At 72.6% G+C, this 17,060-nt stretch carries 14 protein-coding genes; 8 read left to right on the forward strand and 6 right to left on the reverse strand.

Translation table 11 applies throughout. From position 1 onward, the window contains the following. Window positions 1–3: 3 nt before the first annotated feature. Window positions 4–2,157 (reverse strand): MGH1-like glycoside hydrolase domain-containing protein, encoded by a 2,154-nt coding sequence (locus tag BKA00_RS18345; RefSeq protein ID WP_185026608.1) that lies wholly within the window; start codon window positions 2,155–2,157, stop codon window positions 4–6. 2 nt (window positions 2,158–2,159) lie between these two features. After that, complete coding sequence (locus BKA00_RS18350) at window positions 2,160–4,199, reverse strand: beta-galactosidase (protein ID WP_185026609.1); 2,040 nt, start codon at window positions 4,197–4,199, stop codon at window positions 2,160–2,162. 131 nt (window positions 4,200–4,330) lie between these two features. Here BKA00_RS18350 and BKA00_RS18355 point away from each other — a divergent pair, with 131 nt between their 5' ends. After that, window positions 4,331–5,563 (forward strand): RNA-guided endonuclease InsQ/TnpB family protein, encoded by a 1,233-nt coding sequence (locus BKA00_RS18355; protein ID WP_185026611.1) that lies wholly within the window; start codon window positions 4,331–4,333, stop codon window positions 5,561–5,563. Here BKA00_RS18355 and BKA00_RS40490 read toward each other — a convergent pair. Genes BKA00_RS40490 through BKA00_RS18370 form a run of 3 tightly spaced genes read right to left on the reverse strand, consistent with a single transcriptional unit; the run spans window position 5,553 to window position 8,714 of the window. Then, a complete protein-coding gene (locus BKA00_RS40490; protein WP_221493202.1) occupies window positions 5,553–6,413 on the reverse strand; it encodes a carbohydrate ABC transporter permease in 861 nt (286 codons plus the stop codon). The genes BKA00_RS18355 and BKA00_RS40490 overlap by 11 nt on opposite strands. Further along, the gene (locus BKA00_RS39030) at window positions 6,410–7,348 is read right to left on the reverse strand and encodes an ABC transporter permease subunit (RefSeq protein ID WP_185026613.1); all 939 of its coding nucleotides are present in this window, start codon (window positions 7,346–7,348) and stop codon (window positions 6,410–6,412) included. The genes BKA00_RS40490 and BKA00_RS39030 overlap by 4 nt, the downstream gene beginning before the upstream one ends. Before the next feature lie 16 nt (window positions 7,349–7,364). Further along, a complete protein-coding gene (locus BKA00_RS18370) occupies window positions 7,365–8,714 on the reverse strand; it encodes an ABC transporter substrate-binding protein (protein ID WP_185026615.1) in 1,350 nt (449 codons plus the stop codon). A gap of 98 nt (window positions 8,715–8,812) precedes the next feature. Here BKA00_RS18370 and gcvPA point away from each other — a divergent pair, with 98 nt between their 5' ends. From gcvPA to BKA00_RS18400, 6 genes are read left to right on the forward strand one after another with little or no spacing between them, the layout of a single operon-like run. Then, window positions 8,813–10,177: an aminomethyl-transferring glycine dehydrogenase subunit GcvPA gene (gene gcvPA, locus BKA00_RS18375; RefSeq protein WP_185026617.1), complete on the forward strand. Its 1,365-nt coding sequence runs from the start codon at window positions 8,813–8,815 to the stop codon at window positions 10,175–10,177. Further along, window positions 10,174–11,754: an aminomethyl-transferring glycine dehydrogenase subunit GcvPB gene (gcvPB, locus tag BKA00_RS18380; RefSeq protein WP_185026619.1), complete on the forward strand. Its 1,581-nt coding sequence runs from the start codon at window positions 10,174–10,176 to the stop codon at window positions 11,752–11,754. Before gcvPA ends, gcvPB begins: the two co-directional genes overlap by 4 nt. A gap of 10 nt (window positions 11,755–11,764) precedes the next feature. After that, entirely contained in the window at window positions 11,765–12,871 is a 1,107-nt protein-coding gene (locus tag BKA00_RS18385; protein WP_185026621.1) for an ATP-NAD kinase family protein, read from the forward strand. Between the two features lie 14 nt (window positions 12,872–12,885). Next, on the forward strand, window positions 12,886–13,644 hold the full coding sequence (locus BKA00_RS18390; RefSeq protein ID WP_185026623.1) for an SDR family NAD(P)-dependent oxidoreductase: 759 nt from the start codon (window positions 12,886–12,888) through the stop codon (window positions 13,642–13,644). Window positions 13,645–13,696: 52 nt separating this feature from the next. Beyond that, window positions 13,697–14,341, forward strand: a complete 645-nt coding sequence (locus BKA00_RS18395) for a GntR family transcriptional regulator (protein ID WP_185026625.1) — start codon at window positions 13,697–13,699, stop codon at window positions 14,339–14,341. Further along, a complete protein-coding gene (locus BKA00_RS18400) occupies window positions 14,338–15,006 on the forward strand; it encodes a GntR family transcriptional regulator (protein WP_185026627.1) in 669 nt (222 codons plus the stop codon). Before BKA00_RS18395 ends, BKA00_RS18400 begins: the two co-directional genes overlap by 4 nt. A 13-nt stretch (window positions 15,007–15,019) precedes the next feature. Here BKA00_RS18400 and BKA00_RS18405 read toward each other — a convergent pair whose 3' ends face one another. Further along, window positions 15,020–15,838, reverse strand: coding sequence for an ATP-binding protein (locus BKA00_RS18405; RefSeq protein WP_185026628.1), 819 nt, complete (start codon window positions 15,836–15,838; stop codon window positions 15,020–15,022). A 241-nt stretch (window positions 15,839–16,079) separates the two neighbouring features. Here BKA00_RS18405 and BKA00_RS18410 point away from each other — a divergent pair, with 241 nt between their 5' ends. Then, complete coding sequence (locus BKA00_RS18410; RefSeq protein WP_185026629.1) at window positions 16,080–17,036, forward strand: LysR family transcriptional regulator; 957 nt, start codon at window positions 16,080–16,082, stop codon at window positions 17,034–17,036. Window positions 17,037–17,060: the final 24 nt, after the last annotated feature.

Raw genomic sequence — 17,060 nt, forward strand, 5'->3', positions numbered from 1 at the left:
GCGTCAGTCCAGGGCCAGCAGCAGGGCGGCGGACCAGCTGAAGTTGGTCGAGTTCAGCGGGGCCCCCGTCAGCGGGTTGTAGTTCTCCATGATCGGCCCGTCTCCGAGAAGGCCGGACGCCGAGCCGCGCAGGCGGTCGGCGAGGACGGACGCGTCGGCGCGGTAGCCGTACCTCCGCAGGCCCTCCAGGGAGAAGTACGCCTGGTCGAGCCAGACGGGGCCGCGCCAGTACTTCTCCGGGGCGAAGTACGGCGAGCTCTTCGACACCGTCGCGAACGGCATCGGGGTGGCGAACTCCTCCGGGTCGGTCAGCCTGCCGCGGACGGCGGCCGCTTGGGGCCCGGACGCGACGCCCGCCCAGAGCGGGATCGCGCCCTCGATGCCGCGGCCCCGGTCGGTGAGGCGCCGGCCCGACGCGAGGTCGGTGTCGTAGAAGTAGCCGGTCGCCGGGTCGTACATCCGCGTGCGGATCGCGGCGGTCAGCGTCCGCGCCTGCGCGGTCAGGCGGCGGGACGCCGCACGGTCGCCGAGCCGCTGCGCGATCGCCGCGAGGTAGCCCTTCTCGGCGGCGAGGTAGGAGTTGAGGTCGACGGACTCCTGGTTCAGGGAGTAGCCGACGACCCGACCGGCGGCGTCCCGGTTCTCCACGGCGGTGGTGCCGAGCGCGGCGTCGAAGCGCGGGGCGTTGTCCATGCCGCTCTCCCACGCGGCGGCCTGCCGCCGGGCCTCCGGCGTGTCGTTGGCCGGGTCGACGGTCGCGCCGTACTCGGCGAGGCCGTCGTGGTCGTGGTCCCGGGTGCGGTACCACCAGTCGTGGTAGGCGACCAGCTTCGGATACATCTCGCGCAGGAACCGGACGTCGCCGCTGCGCCGGTAGGTCTCCCAGACCGCCCAGGCGGCCAGCGGCGGCTTGGTGTTGCGCTCGTTCCAGTTGCCGCCGCCGCGGGCGGGGTCGTTGTAGAAGAGGCAGTCGGGGATCATGCCGGCGTCCTGCGGCCGGTCCCGCGAGTCCGCGGTGATCTGGTGGTCGAACATCGACCTGATCTGCGACTGGGCGAGCGCCGGGTCGAAGCCCGCCACGCCCACCGCCTGCTTCCAGGTGTCCCAGGCCCAGAACCCGCCGGTGAACCACTTGTAGGAGATGGACGGCGTGATGCCGCCGTGGTCGAGCCTCCCTGCCGGGCCGCGCCAGTTGGTGACGAGGGTCTCGAGCGCCTTGACCGCGAGCCGCCGCCGTCCGGCGGGCACGTCGGCGGTGACGGCCTCGACGTACCGGCGCCAGCGGGCGTCGGTGTCGCCGATCGCCTTCCCGGGGCGGCGCAGCAGGTCGCGGACGGCCGCCGCCTCCCGCTGCCGTTCGGCGGCGGTGAAGGTGTAGGACTCGGCCCAGGTCAGCTCGGACGAGCCGCGCGGCGCGAGGGTGAGCGGGCGCGCCAGGTCCGTGCGGTAGGAGTCGCCGGTGACGGTGGTGCGGACCGGGTCGGCGTGGGTCACCTCGAACCGTTCGGTGCCGTCGGTGAGGTAGTCCCACTGCTCGCGGACGCGGGCGAAGCCGACGGCGACGCCGCGCGCCGTGGCGTGCAGGGACGGCGCGCTCTTCATCGGCTCGTCGTCCGGGCGCAGCAGCGAACCGCTCCAGCCGACCTCCACCGTCCGGGGACCGGTCCCGGTGTTGGCGACGGAGGCGCGGACGAGCGCGCTGTGCCCGGAGGCGAAGCGCAGTTCGAGGGTGAGCCGCAGGCCCGGCAGGTCGTAGACCTGGCGCAGCATCCCGGGCAGCGCGGTGAGCCGGGGCGCGCCGGCGGCACCGAGGTCGAGGTCCCGGCCGTCCGCGCGCAGCCGGATGCGGCTGAACGCCTTGCTCAGCCACCACGGGTACTCCTGGGCGATGTAGAGCGGCCCGGAGAACCCGCCGTAGGCGTCCTTGTCGCCCGGCCGCGGCAGGGCGTAGGCGTGCCACGCGCCGCGGTCGCTGAAGACGTTGACCTCGTTGACCTCCGCGGGAAGCGCGTTGGCCGGGACACCGTGCATGTCGAGCACGTCGGCGTAGCCCTCCGGCCCGGCCTTCCGCTCGGCCGCGGAGGACGCCGGCACGGCGCCGACAAGGAGGGCGGAGCCGAGCGTGAGCCCGGCCAGGGCGTTGAGCGGTCGTCGCATGATCACCTTTCGGGGTGGGGGTGGGCCGTCCTGAGCACCGCCGCCCCGAGCGGGGGCAGCCGCAGCGTTCCCCGCACGGCGGTGCCGGACAGCAGATCGACGCCGCCCGGGACGGGAACGTCCGTCTCGGCGTCGCGATGGTTGAGCAGGAAGAGGTAGGACGCGGCGGGCCCGTCCCGGCGGGTGGCCTCGACCCCGTCCGGGACGGCGTGCACCGGGCGGACGCCCGCGTCGGCGAACGCCTCGTCCAGCACGAACCCGATGCCGTCGCCCAGGTGGCAGCTCACGTACCAGGCCCGCCCGGCGCCGTGCGCGTTGCGGGTGACCGCCGGACGGCCGGCGAGCGCCCCGGGGCCGTAGACGGCCGCGGTCTCCGCCCCGGCGGTCTCCAGCCATTCGCTCCACAGCGTCGCCGGGACCGTTCGTTCGCCGAACGCCACCTCGACGGACGCGTCGTCCGGGACGGGCCAGAACTCGTCGACGACGACTCCGAGCACGTTCCGGAGCGGCGCCGGATAGCCGCCGAGATGCACGTGGTCGTGATCGTCGACGATGCCGCTGAAGAAGCCGCAGACCAACCGTCCGCCGTCCGCGACGTACGAGCCGAGCCAGGCGGCCGTCTCATCGCTCGCCATGTAGAGGTTGGGCAGCAGCACCAGCCGGTACGGCGCCAGGTCCGCCCCCCGGGGGACGAAGTCGACGGCCACGTTCCGGGCGTGCGCCGCGCCGTACCAGGACAGCGTGAGGTCCTTGAGCCGGAGCCGGGACGAGGGGTGGTCGTCCAGTTCCAGCGCCCACCAGGAGTCCCAGTCCAGCACGATCGCGACGTCGGCCGCGGTGCGGGTGCCCGCGACCTCGGCGAGCCGGGCGAGGTCGCGCCCGAGGCGCACGGTCCGGTCCCACTGCGGCGAGCCGGTGCCGCGATGCGGGAGGAGAGCGCTGTGGAACTTCTCGGCCCCGGCGCGCGACGCCCGCCACTGGAAGTGCAGCACGCCGTCCGCGCCGCGCGCCACCGCCTGGAAGGACCACAGCCGTCCCAGCGCGGGCGGCTTCGGAACGTTGACCGGGCGCCAGCTCACCGCCGACGGCGCCTGCTCCATGAGCAGCCACGGCCGGCCGGCCTTCAGCGAGCGCATCAGGTCGAAGTTCATCGCGGCGTTCACGTGCGCCGCCGGGTCGGCCGGGTCGGGGTAGGCGTCGTCGGACACGACGTCCTCGTGCGCCGCCCACTTCCAGTAGTCCAGCGGCTTGAACATCGACATGAAGTTCGTCGTCACCGGGAGGCCGCCGCCGTCCTCGTCCAGGACGGCCTTCTCCGCCAGGTAGCAGCCGAGCAGGGCGTCGGAGCAGAACCGGCGCCAGTCGAGCAGCTGGGTCGGGTTCACCGGCCCGGGCGCGGCGCGCGGCGGCTCGATCTCCTCCCACCGGCCGTAGCGCTGCGACCAGAAGTCCGTCGCCCAGGCGCGGTTCAGCTCCGCGACATCGCCGTACCTCTCCCGCAGCCAGGCCCGGAACGCGGCCGCCGACGTGGCGCAGAAGCACTCGGTCACGTGGTCGCCGTACTCGTTGTGGACGTGCCACAGCACGACCGCCGGGTGCGCGCGGTACCGCTGGGCGATCATCCGGGCCAGCCGCGTCGCCGATCCCCGGTAGACGGGCGAGGACGGGCAGTAGTGCTGGCGGGAACCGAACTCCAGCCGCACGCCGTCCGCCGTGACGGGCATGATCTCCGGGTGGCGGCGCACCAGCCAGGCGGGCGGCGACGCGGTGGCGGTGGCGAGGTCGGCGGCGATCCCGTGCTCGGCGAGCAGGTCCAGCAGCCGGTCGAGCCACCCGAAGTCCCAGTCGTCCGGGCCCGGTTGCAGCCGCGCCCAGGAGAACACGCCGACCGTCACCAGGTTGACCCCGGCCTCGTTCATCAGCCGGACGTCCTCCGCCCAGACCTCCTCGGGCCACTGCTCGGGGTTGTAGTCCCCGCCATAAAGCAGCCCCGCTCCCCGCGAGTGAACGCTCCCTCGCACCCCGCGGTTCGCTTCGCTCATCGGGACTCCTCGGTTGATGCCCCGGCCTTCGAGCCAGGGAGGAAGTGGGCTTTTACGGAGCTGGATGGCGAAGTCGGGGCAGTTCGGCGTCCGCCAAGCTGGCTGGCACTGAGGTTGGTAAAACGTGTGGCATGGCGCAGCAGGTCAAGCGGGCCTTCAAGTACCGCTTCTATCCCACGAGCGAGCAGGCGGCCGAGCTGTCGCGCACGTTCGGCTGCGTGCGGCTGGTGTACAACAAGGCGCTGGATGAACGCACCGAGGCCTGGTACGGCGAGCAGCGACGTATCTCCTACGCCCAGTCGTCGGCCGCGCTGACACAGTGGAAGAAGACCCCGGAGTTCGCGTTCCTGGCGGAGGTGTCGTGCGTCCCGCTGCAGCAGGCGCTGAGGCATCTTCAAACGGCGTTCGTCAACTTCTTCGCCAAACGCGCCGCCTATCCGCGGTTCAAGTCTCGCAAGAGGTCGCGTGCGTCGGCCGAGTACACCCGCAGCGCCTTCACCTGGCGCGACGGTCATCTCAAGCCGGCCAAGATGGACGCGCCGCTCGACATCCGCTGGTCCCGTCCGCTGCCCGGGGGTGCCGAACCGAGCACAGTGACGGTGTCGCGTGACAGTGCGGGACGCTGGTTCGTATCCCTGCTGTGCCAGGACAGCATCATCTGTGCCCCCGCCACCAGCGCGGCGGTCGGAGCGGACGCCGGGATCACCTCGCTGGTGACCCTGTCCACCGGGGAGAAGATCATCAACCCCTGGCACGAGCGGCGTGACCGGGCCCGGTTGGCGAGCGCGCAGCGGAACCTGGCCCGTAAAGCCAAAGGGTCGGCGAACTGGGACAAGGCCCGCCGCAAGGTGGCCCGGGTGCACGCCCGGATCGCCGACCGCCGTCGCGACTTCCTGCACAAGCTGTCGACTCGTCTCGTCCGTGAGAACCAAACGGTCGTGATCGAGGACCTCGCCGTCGGCAACCTGCTCAAGAACCGCACGCTCGCCCGCGCCATCTCTGATGCGGCGTGGGCGCAACTGCGCTCGATGCTGGAGTACAAGTGCGCCTGGTACGGCCGCGAACTCATCGTGATCGACCGCTGGTTCCCCTCCTCCAAGCTGTGCGGAACCTGCGGAACGGTCCGCGCGAAGCTGCCGCTTAACGTCCGCGAATGGACGTGCGATTGCGGCGCCGAGCATGACCGCGACGTGAACGCGGCATGCAACATCCTGGCCGCCGGGCTGGCGGCATCCGCCTGTGGAGACGGTGTAAGACCTCAACGGAACACCTCCCGGACGAGGCGGTCGTCGGCGAAGCAGGAAACCCAGCGGGCGACCGCGGGAGCTCCCTGCCTTTTGAGCGGGGAGGAAGTCAACCTTTGACCGCCCCTCCTAGGAGACCGGACACGAACTGCTTCTGGAACAGGAAGAAGATCAACATGAGGGGGAGCGTCGCCAGGAAGGAGCCGAGGATCAGCCCGGAGTAGTCGACGTGGCTCTGCCCGATGAGCGTGTACAGCGCGACCGGCGCGGTGTACTTGTCCTCGGTGTTCAGCATCAGCAGCGGCCACAGGAAGGCGTTCCACTGCGTCATGAAGGTGAAGATGACCAGGGCGCCGAACTGGGGCCGGACCACCGGGAGGACGACGCGGTAGAAGATGCGCAGGTCGCCCGCGCCGTCCATGCGGGCCGACTCGATCAGTTCGTCCGGGAAGGCGAGGAACGCCTGGCGCATGAGGAAGATGCCGAACGAGTTGGCCAGGAACGGCAGGATGACCGCCTGGTAGGTGTCGACCCATCCGAGGCTCGCCATCATCTGGAACAGCGGGACGAGCAGCACCTGGAACGGGATCATCATGGTCGCCAGCACGGCGCCGAGCAGCAGGCGCCGTCCGCGGAACCGGTACTTGGCGAGCGCGTACCCGCACATGGCGGAGATCAGCGAGCTGAGCACGGTGTAGACGACGGCGACGCCCGCGCTGTTGAGCATGACGCGGCCGAAGCCGATCGTGTGCTCCAGCTCCACCAGGTTGTGCAGGAACCGGCCGCCCGGCAGGAACGGCGGCGGTGACGCGAACAGCTCGGAGTCGTCGCGGGTGGAGGCGACCACCATCCAGTAGAACGGCGCCGCGCTGATCAGCGCGCCCGCCAGGAGCAGCAGCAGGGCGAGCGCGCGGCCCGCGCGGGGGCGGCCCCCGCGCGTGCGGCTCCTTGCCTCGGCGGCCTGGCTCACCGTGACCCGTCCTTCCCGATGAAGCGGAACTGGGCGTAGGAGATCAGCCCGATGATCGCGACGACGACCCAGGAGATGGCGGCCGCGTAGCCGAAGTCGAGCTGCTCGAAGCCCACCTTGTAGAGGTAGAGGACGGGCGTGGTGGTGGCGTTGCCCGGTCCCCCGCCGGTCAGGACGTAGTTCTCGTCGAAGAGCTGGAGCGTTCCGATCGTCGAGGTCACCGAGCAGAACAGGATGACGGGACGCAGCTGTGGCATGACCACCCGCACGAACGTGGTGAGGGGGCCCGCGCCGTCGATCGCCGCCGCCTCGTACTGCTCCCGGGCGATCGACTGGAGCCCGGCCAGCAGGATGACCGCGTTGTATCCCGTCCACCGCCAGGTGATCGAGCCGATCAGCGCCAGCCGCGCCCATCCGGGTCCGTTCAGCCAGTCGACGTCGGGCAGGCCGACGGCGCCGAGCATCTGGTTGACCAGGCCGCCGTCGGTCTTGAGCAGGACGCGGAACACCACCGAGTAGGCGACCAGCATCGTGACGGCGGGCAGGAAGTAGGCGATGCGGAATCCCGCGCGCAGGCGCAGCCAGGACTGGTTCAGCCCGAACGCCAGCAGCAGCGCCAGCCCGATCATGACCGGGACCTGGACGAGGAGGATCAGCCCGGTGTTGCGCAGCGCGGCCCAGAAGACCGGGTCCGCCGCCATCCGGCGGTACTGGGCCAGCCCGACCCAGGTCGTCACGCCGTCGCGGTCGGCGGTGAAGCTCTGGTAGAGGCCGGCCAGCAGCGGATAGGCGAAGAACAGCGCCAGCAGCGCCGCCGCCGGGCCCGCGAAGGTCCACGGCGTGCACCGGCGGCGCCAGCGCTCCCGCCACCGGGGCGGCGGGTCCGGCCGGGCCGTGCGGGCGGGTCCGCTCTTCGCGGACCTCTGTTTCGTCACGTCGACGACCACGGGGTCACCCGGCGATCGACCGGCCGGTGGCGGCGGCGATCTGCTTGGCCGCCGAGTCCAGGGCCTTCGCCGGGTCGTCCCCGTGCAGCACGATGCCGGAGACGGTGCGGTTGACGACGTCCCTCGCCTTGGGGCCGTCCTTGGAGATCTCGATCGGGGGCACCTTGTCCGCGAGGTCGGCGAACGTCGCGAAGACGGGCCGGCCGCCGTAGTAGGGCTGCGGCGCGGTCACGAACGGGTCCTTCAGCGCGGGGAGGTAGGCGGGGAAGAGGCCCTCGTTCTTCAGCATGGACACCTGGTTGGCGGTGTTCGCGAGGGCGAACTCGATGAACGCCCACGCCGTCCGCGCGTTCGCGCTGTGGCCGCTGACGGCGAGCGTCGACCCGCCGTCGTTGGACGTCCGCACCCCGCCCTGGTCGAACGCCGGGAGGGGCGCGACGCCGAACTTCCCCTTGAGTTCGGGCATCTCGTCGGTGAGGGTGCCCGACCACCACACCGCGTACGGGGTGGTGGCGACCTTGCCCGCCTTGGTGGCCGAGACGAGGCCGTCCCAGCCCTTCTCGAAGGCGACGAGGTCCTTGTCGGCGAGCGTCTTGAGCAGCGTCGCGGCGCGGACGGCCCGCGGGTCGGAGACGGCGATCCTCCCGCCGCGCACGTATCCCTGTGCCTGCTGCTGGAGCAGCATCGGGAACATGCTGTCCTCCTGCGGGTCCATGACGAGGAGCTTCTTGCCGGTGGCGGCCTTGATCCGCTCGCCGGCGCGGACGTAGTCGTCCCACGTCGCGATGCTCGCCGGGTCGACGCCGGCCTTCTCGAACATGTCGGCGCGGTAGTAGAGGGCGCAGGGCCCGCCGTCCCAGGGCAGGGCGAAGACCTTGCCGCGCTCGTCGGTGACGTCCTTCCAGGCCGCGCGGGCGAACTCGGCCCGGCGGGCGCCGGCGAGGGGGGTCAGATCGTACAGCCCGCCGGGGAAGGCGCCGATGTAGCCGGGGAGCCTGGTGCCCTCGATGGTGAGGACGTCGGGCAGGCCCTTCCCCGCCTTCATCCCCACGGTGATCTTGTCGTAGGCGTTGTCGTAGCCGATGTCGACGACGTCGACGCTCGTCCCGGGATGGCGCTGCTCGAAGGCGGGGGCGAGCCGCTTGAGCGCCTTCGCCGCGACGTCCCACGACCAGACGCCGATCCTTCCTTCGATCTTGGCCTGGGCGCCGGCGCTGAGCGCGGGCCCCGCCTTCCCGGCGCCGCCTCCGGTGGCGCACCCGCTCGCTCCGAGCAGCGCCGATACGGCTCCGGCGGCTCCGGCGGTCAGGACGGTCCGGCGTCCGATGGCCGCCCGTCCGGGGTTGGTCGCCATCTTGCCTCCCCAAGGGATTCGGGATAATGCTGTATACAGCACACTGCATCCTGTGTTCTCGTCAAGAGGGTGAGGCAAGGAATGTGAAGGAGAGCGAGATGAACGCGCACCCCTACATCCCGAACTCGGTGCCCGAGGTGAAACGGGAGATGCTGGAGGCGATCGGCGCGCGGAGCGTCGAGGACTTCTACGCGGACGTGCCCGGCCGCATCCGGCTGGACCGCCCGCTGGACCTGCCCCCGCCGATGCGCTCCGAGGCCGAGCTGGTCCGGCACGTCGGCGGGCTGCTCGGGCGCAACACCAGCGCCCAGGAGGCGCTCAGCTTCCTCGGCGCCGGCTGCTACCACCACCACGTGCCCGCGGTCGTCGAGGAGGTGGTCAACCGCAGCGAGTTCCTCACCGCCTACGCGGGCGAGCCGTACGAGGACCACGGCCGCTTCCAGGCGCTCTGGGAGTACCAGTCGCTGATGGGCGAGCTGCTGGAGATGGACGTCGTGAGCGTGCCGGTGTACGACGGCTTCCAGGCCGCGGCCACCGCGCTGCGCATGGCGGGGCGCATCACCGGCCACCGGAGGCTGCTGCTGGTGACGGCCGTCGCCCCGGACAAGCTCTCCAAGATCGAGGACTATGTCCGTCCCGACCACGACGTGGTCCTCGTGCCGGTGGACCCCGCCACCGGGCTCGCCGACCCCGCCGCGGTGCGGGCGGAGCTGGCGGCCGGGGACGTCGCGGCGGTGTTCGCGGAGGCGCCCTCGGCGTCCGGGATCCTGGACCCCGCCCTCCCGTCGCTGGCCGAGATCGCGCACGAGGCCGGGGCCCAGTACGTCGTGGGCTGCAACCCGACCTCGCTGGGAGCGGTGACCCCGCCCGCGGCGTACGGCGCCGACATCGTCTGCGGCGACGTCCAGCCGCTCGGGCTGCCGATGAGCTACGGCGGGATGAACGGCGGCTTCATCGCCACGCGGGACGAGGAACTCTACGTGGGCGAGTTCCCCTCGCGGCTGTTCGGCCTGGCGCCCACCAGCGTCGAGGGCGAGTACGGCTTCGGCGACGTCGCCTACGAGCGCACCTCCTTCGCCCTCCGCGAGGAGGGCAAGGAGTGGGTGGGCACGGCCGCCGCCCTGAACGGCATCGCCGCCGGGGTCTACCTGGCGCTGATGGGGCCGCAGGGCATGCGCGAGGTCGCCGAGACGATCCTGGCGAACACCCGGTACGCGCTGGACCGGCTGGCCTCGGTCCCGGGCGTGGAGACCCCCTACGCGGACGCCCCCCACTTCGCCGACTTCACGCTCCGCTTCACCGGCTCGCGGACCGCCGCCGAGGTCGGCGAGGCGCTGCTGGAACACGGGATCTTCGGCGGCAGGGTCCTGTCGGACACCGACGCCCTGTACTGCGTCACCGAGATCCACACCAAGGACGACATCGACCGGCTGGCCGCGACCCTCCAGGAGATCGCCAAGTGAAGACGGGCCCGACCCCCTCCCCCCTCGCCCCCGCCGACGCGAAGATCGGCCCGAAGCCCCCGCTGCGCCGGTTCCACCAGGCCCGGTGGGACGAACCGCTGCTGTTCGAGCTGGGCTCCCCGGGCGAGCGCGGCGTGCTGCCGCCCCTCGCGCAGGCGCCCGCGGACGTCGTCCTCCCGGACGGGCTGCGCCGCGCCGCGCCGCCCGCGCTGCCGGAGCTGTCGCAGCCCCAGGTGCTCCGGCACTACCTGCGGCTGTCCCAGGAGAACCTCGGCGCCGACTTCAACGTCGACGTCGGCCAGGGCACCTGCACCATGAAGTACAGCCCCAAGGTCAACGACCGGTTCGTCCGCGACCCGAAGGTGGCCGGGCTGCACCCGCTGCAGGACGAGCGGACGGTGCAGGGCGTCCTGGAGATCATGTACCGGCTGGAGGGGCTGCTGCGGGAGATCTCCGGCATGGACCGGTTCACCCTCCAGCCCGGCGCCGGTTCCGCCGCGATCTACACCAACGTCGCGATGATCCGCGCCTACTTCGCGGCGCGCGGGGAGGCCGAGACCCGCGACGAGGTCATCACCACGATCTTCTCGCACCCGTCCAACGCGGCGTGCGCGAAGACGGCCGGGTTCAAGGTCATCACCCTGTACCCGGACGCGGACGGCTACCCCGACATCGAGGCGCTCAGGCAGGCCGTCGGCCCGCGGACCGCGGCCCTGCTCATCACCAACCCCGAGGACACCGGGCTGTTCAACCCGCGGATCGAGGAGTTCGTCCGGATCGTGCACGAGGCCGGCGGCCTGTGCGCCTACGACCAGGCCAACGCCAACGGCATCCTCGGCATCACCCGCGCCCGCGACACCGGGTTCGACCTGTGCCACTTCAACCTGCACAAGACGTTCTCCACGCCGCACGCCTGCGGCGGGCCCGCCGCGGGCGCCTGCGGCGTGAGCGCGGAGCTCGCCCCCTACCTGCCGACGCCGACCGTCGAGTTCGACGGCACCCGCTACCGCCTGGACGACGACCGGCCCGAGTCGATCGGGAAGATCCGGCCCTTCTACGGCGTCGTGCCGAACCTGGTGCGCGCCTACGCCTGGATCATGTCACTGGGCGGTGCGGGGCTGCGCGAGGCCGCGGAGGTGGCCGTCCTCAACAACAACTACCTGATGGCGAAGGTGCTCCAGATCCGCGGGGCGTCGGTGCCGTACGCGCCGGGACGGCCGCGGGTGGAGCAGGTCCGCTACAGCTGGGAGCGGCTCGCCGAGGAGACCGGCGTGCACAGCGAGGACATCGGCGTCCGCGCGGCCGACTTCGGCACCCACTACTGGACGAGCCACCACCCGTACATCGTCCCCGAGCCGATGACGCTGGAGCCGACCGAGTCCTACTCGCGGGCCGAGCTGGACGAGTACGCCGCCATCCTCGCCGAGGTGGCCCGCGAGGCCTACGAGGACCCCGAGACCGTCCGGACCGCGCCGCACCGCTCCACCGTGCACCGCGCCCGCGTGGACGTCCTGGACGACCCGGCCACCTGGGCGGTCACCTGGCGGGCGTACCGCCGGAAGATCCTCGGGGAATGAGGGCGCGGCGATGAGGATCGGGCTGGTGGTGAACCCCGTCGCCGGGCTCGGCGGCCGGGTCGGGCTCAAGGGCAGCGACGGCGCCGACGTGCAGGAGAAGGCGCGGGCGCTCGGCGCGACGCCGCGCGCGCCGGAGCGCGCCGCGACCGCGCTGGCGGAACTGCGCTCCCGGCTCGGAATCCCGTTCGCGGTGCCGACCGCGGGCGGGTCCATGGGCGAGGGCGCCGTCCTGCGCGCCGGGCTGGTGCCCGACGTCCGGTACCGGCCCGGCGAGCCCACCACCGCGGCCGACACCGTGCGCGCCGCGACCGCGCTCGCGCCGCACGTCGACCTGCTGCTGTTCGCCGGCGGCGACGGGACGGCGCGCGACGTGCTGGACGCGGTCGGGGCCTCGGTCCCCGTGCTCGGCGTGCCCACCGGCGTGAAGATGCACTCGGCGGTGTTCGGGGCCACGCCCCGCGCCGCCGGGGAGGCGGCCGCGCTGATGGCCGCCGGCGGCGTGCGGATCCGGGACGCCGAGGTCATGGACCTGGACGAGGACGCCGTCCGGGACGGCCGCGTCTCCGCCCGCCTGTACGGCCACGTGCGGGTGCCCGACGTCCCGGTGCGCGTGCAGCAGCGGAAGGTGGGCGGCACGGTCGCGGATCCGTCGTCGGTCGCCGGGATCGCCGCCGGACTCGCGGAGCGCGCCGGGCCGTCCGGCCTGCTGGTGCTCGGGCCCGGCACCACGATGCGCGCCGTCGCGGCGGCCCTCGGCGCCGGCGTCCCGCTCATGGGCGTCAACGTGGTCGCGGGCGACGGGACGGTCGTCGCGGCGGACGCCGCCGCGGCCGAACTGGAGGCGCTCGCGGGCACGGCGCCGGCGTGGATAGCCGTGACTCCGATCGGCGGGCAGGGTTTCCTGTTCGGCAGGGGCAACCAGCAGATCTCCCCCGCCGTGCTGCGGGCCGCCGGCCGCGACCGGCTCGCCGTCGCGGCGACCGAGGCCAAGCTCGCCTCGCTCGGCGGCCGTCCTCTGCTGGTCGACACCGGCGACGAGGAGCTCGACGCCGGCCTGCGCGGCCACCTGCCCGTGCTGACCGGGCACGGCCGGTTCGCCATGTACCCCGTCCGATGAAAGGGAGACCGAACGTGAACACACTCGAAGGCAAGACGGCCGTGGTCACCGGGGCCGCGCGCGGCATCGGGCGGGCCGCCGCCGAGCTGATGGCCGGCCTCGGCGCCGCGGTCGTCCTGGCCGACGTCGACGAGGCGGGAGCGGAGGCCGCGGAGGCGATCGGGGCCGCGGGCGGCCGTGCCGCCTTCGTGCGCGGGGACGTGTCCGCAGCGGCCGACTGCGCGCGGATCGTCGGCGCCGCGCGGGACGCCTTCGGCGGGGTGGACGTCCTGTTCAACAACGCGGGCGTCATCCGCCGCTCCACCGTCCTGGAGATCGAGGAGGACGACTGGGACCTGGTGATGGCCGTCAACGTCAAATCGATCATGTTGATGAGCCGTGCGGCGATACCGTTGATGGCCGCCGCCGGGGGCGGCAGTATCATCAACACCGGCTCGGGCTGGGGCATCCAAGGGGGAGCGCAAGCCGTGTCCTACTGCGCTTCGAAGGGCGCCGTGGTGAACATGACCCGGGCCATGGCGATCGACCACGGGCCGCAGAACATCCGGGTCAACTGCGTGTGCCCCGGCGACACCGACACCGGCATGCTCGCCGAGGAGGCCCGCCAGCTCGGCGAGTCGGCGGAGGCCTTCTACGCCGACGCGGCGGACCGCCCCCTCGGCCGGATCGGCCGGCCCGCCGACATCGCGGCGATGGTGGCGTTCCTCGCCGGCGACGCGGCCGCGTTCGTCAGCGGGGCCGTCATCCCGGTCGACGGCGCCGGCACGGCCTGACCGTCCGGCAGCGGCCTGACCGTCCGGTCCACCAGGAGAGGAAGACGACAGCATGCCGATCGACCGCCGCCCCCTTCGCGAACAGATCAAGGACGAGATCCTCGACCGGCTGGGCAAGGGCGAGTTCGCCCCCGAACAGGCGATCAACGAGATGGTGCTGGCCGCGGACCTCGGCGTCAGCCGCACGCCGCTCCGCGAGGCGCTCATCGGACTGGAGCGCGAGGGCATCATCGTGAGCGAGCGCGGCAAGGGGTTCCGGTTCGCCCCGATGAGCGCGAAGGAGTTCGACGACCTCACCACGATCGTCGCCGCCCTGGAGTCGCTGGCCCTGGAGTCGACCGACCCCGGGTTCCTGCGCGCGGTCGCCCCCCGGCTCCTGGAGGAGGCCCGCGCGTTCTCCGTTCCCGAGGCGGAGCACGCCGTCATAGAGCGCTACGACGACGCCTGGCACGATCTCCTGCTCTCCGGCTGCCCCAACGATCGGCTGATGGACCTCATCACCTCGCTCAAGCTCACCATGCACCGCTACGAGCGCGTCGTGGTCGGCGACTGGGAGGTGCTGGAGCGCTCGGCCGAGGAGCACGAGCGGATCGCCGAACGCCTGGTCGAGTCGGACGTCGAGGGGGCCGTCGAGGCCCTGAAGGCCAACTGGCAGAGCGGCAAGGCCAGGATCCTCGCGCGCCTCACCGAGCGATGACGCCGAACCTGCCCTCGCTCGGCCCGAGGAAGAGCGTGCGGGTCCAGATCGCCCACGCGCTGCGCGCGTCGATCGTCAGCGGCGGCATGCGCTCGGGCGTCGTGTACTCCGCCCCGGCCATCGCCGAGCGGTTCGGCGTCTCCCCGACGCCCGTCCGGGAGGCCATGATCGACCTGGCCCGGGAGGGGCTGGTCGAGGTCGTCCGCAACAAGGGCTTCCGGGTCCCCGAGCTGTCCGACCACGAGCTGGACGAGATCACCGACGTCCGGTCCCTGATCGAGATCCCCGTCGCCGTGGGGCTCGCGCGGGCCGGCATGGCCGCGCGGGTCCGCGCGCTGCGGCCGCTGGCCGAGGCGATCGTGGCGGCGGCCGAGCGGCGCGACGTCGTCGCCTACATCGACGCCGACCACCGCTTCCACCTCGCGCTGCTCGGGCTCGGCGGCAACGACCAGCTCGTCCGGCTGGTGAGCGAGCTGCGGTACAAGTCCCGCCTCTACGGGGTGCCGCGACTGGCGGAGCGGGGCGAGCTCGAACCGTCCGCGCGCGAGCACGAGGACCTGATCGAGGCGGTGGCGAACGGCGACGCTCAGGGCACCGAGGCGCTGATGCGCCACCACCTCCGGCATGTCCGGGGCATCTGGGCGGACCGGCCCGAGGGGCGGTGAGGCGGGGCGCCGCTCAGCACAGGTCCCACGACGGCGAGCGCGGGGCGGGGCCGCCAGCCGCGCCCTCCTCGCTCAGCCGGACCACCTGCTCGACGACCTCGACCGCGTCCGAGGGCGGGTGCCGGATGACGCCCCGCCCCGGCAGCTCGTACAGCAGCGCCCCGTCCTTCACCCAGACCCACAGCCCGGCCCCGAAGTGCACCACCGTCGCCTCGCCGAGCGAGACGAGGGACCGCAGGCCGCGCGCCCCCGCGAGCTCGCGGAGCCGGTCGGGCAGCGGGCCCGGGTCGGGCGGGGGCAGGACGGCCACGGACGCCGCCGGCAGCGGGACGGTGAAGTAGACGGCCTTGCCGGGCACCGGGTCCGGGCCGAGCCTGCCGCGGGTGGGGTGCACGCCCCAGCAGCCGCCGGCCTCCTCGGTCAGCGCGTTCACGAGCATCAGCCCGCGGCCGCCGCAGGCGTCGGAGGCGGGCTCCCCGGGGACCGGCGGGCCGGCGTCCGCCGGATCCGCGGCGCCGGCCCCCCGCCAGGGCGCGGCGTCGAACACCTTGAGGGTGAGCCGGGGGGAAGGGTGGCGGCTGAGGTACGCCCACACCTCGGCCCGGTCCCGGTCGCCGTGCACGACGGCGTTGGTGGCGAGCTCGGAGATGATCGTCTGCGCGTCCTCGGCGGCGGCCGGGGGCATGTCCAGCTCGCCGAGCACCGACCGGGCGATGGAGCGCGCGACCGCCGCCGCCGTCGGACCGGGCGGTAAGGGCCATGCCGGAAACGCGCCGTCGGTCAGTTTCGACCCCGTTGTCTCCACCGTCTGCGGCTTTTCCGGCATGAACATCGCTTTCCGTGAGAGTTGTCGGCGGCGCGTCCGGCCCCCAGGAAGAGAAAAGGGTGAGAAGGGCTCTCGTCCTGGGGGCCGGCGAGACGGGATCTCCCTTCTTCCATCCGCGCGACCACGGCCGGGAGACCGAGGGTGAGGGTGCCGCTGGCACCGTGATCGCCCACCTTTGTTGAGGAGTACGGAGATTATTGCGGTCGGTCCGAGTCGCCGGTCATCGGCTGATGCATAATTTCCAGCTATGGATCTCGACATCAGTCACCTTCGGATGGTGTGCGCGATGGCGGAGACCGGGAGCGTCACCCGTGCGGCGGCCCGGATGGGAATGTCCCAGCCCGCGATGTCGAACCAGCTCCGCCGGGTCGAGGAGATCGTCGGCGGAGCGCTGTTCACCCGCAGCCGGTCCGGTCTGGAGCCGACGCCGCTCGGCGGCCAGGTCATCAGCCGGGCGCGGACGATCCTGTCCGAGATGGACACCCTGTTCGGCGACCTGCGCGGACCGCGCGGCCCGCAGGAGACCCTCGGCCTCGGATGCGTCCACCTCGCCTGCGTCGGGAGCATCGTCGCGCGGGTGGGCGAGGCCCTGCCCGGCCGCGAGGTCTCGCTGCGCATCGAGCCCTCGTCCGCCCTGCTCGGCGACGCCCTCGCCCGCGGCCATCTCGACGCCGCGCTGATCGGGCTCATGGAGGGCTTCGACATCCCGATCGCGGCGCCCGTGGTCAGCCGCACCCTGGTGCCGCGCTACCCGATATTCGTCACCCTCTCCGAGAACCACCCGCTCGCCGGCAGGGACGAGATCGACCTGTCCGACCTGCGGGACGAGGCGTGGATCGCCCCGCCGGGCGCCGACGACGGCTCGCTGTCCTCCCTGCGGGCCTCCTGCCGCGCCGCCGGCTTCGAGCCCATCGTGCGCTACGAGGCGCCGAGCGGGGCGGCGTGCCCGCTGGTCGCGGCAGGGCACGGCGTCCGGATGGTGGACCCGTCCTGGCCGCCGCACCCGGGCACGGTCGTGCGGCCCCTGGCCGGAGAACCGCAGGTCGCCAGGCTCATCGTCGCCTGGCGGCGGGACCGCCTGGGCGAGGAGGAGGCCGCGGCCCTCTACCGGGGCCTCGCGGCCGCCTACCTGGAGCACACCGACAGCCATCCGACCTTCGAGGCCTGGTGGCGCGCCCACCCCCAGGTGCACCCGCTGCTGTGACCGCGCGGCCCGTGGTCCGGCGCC

Origin of the sequence: Actinomadura coerulea, assembly GCF_014208105.1 — a bacterium.
GTDB lineage: Bacteria > Actinomycetota > Actinomycetes > Streptosporangiales > Streptosporangiaceae > Spirillospora > Spirillospora coerulea.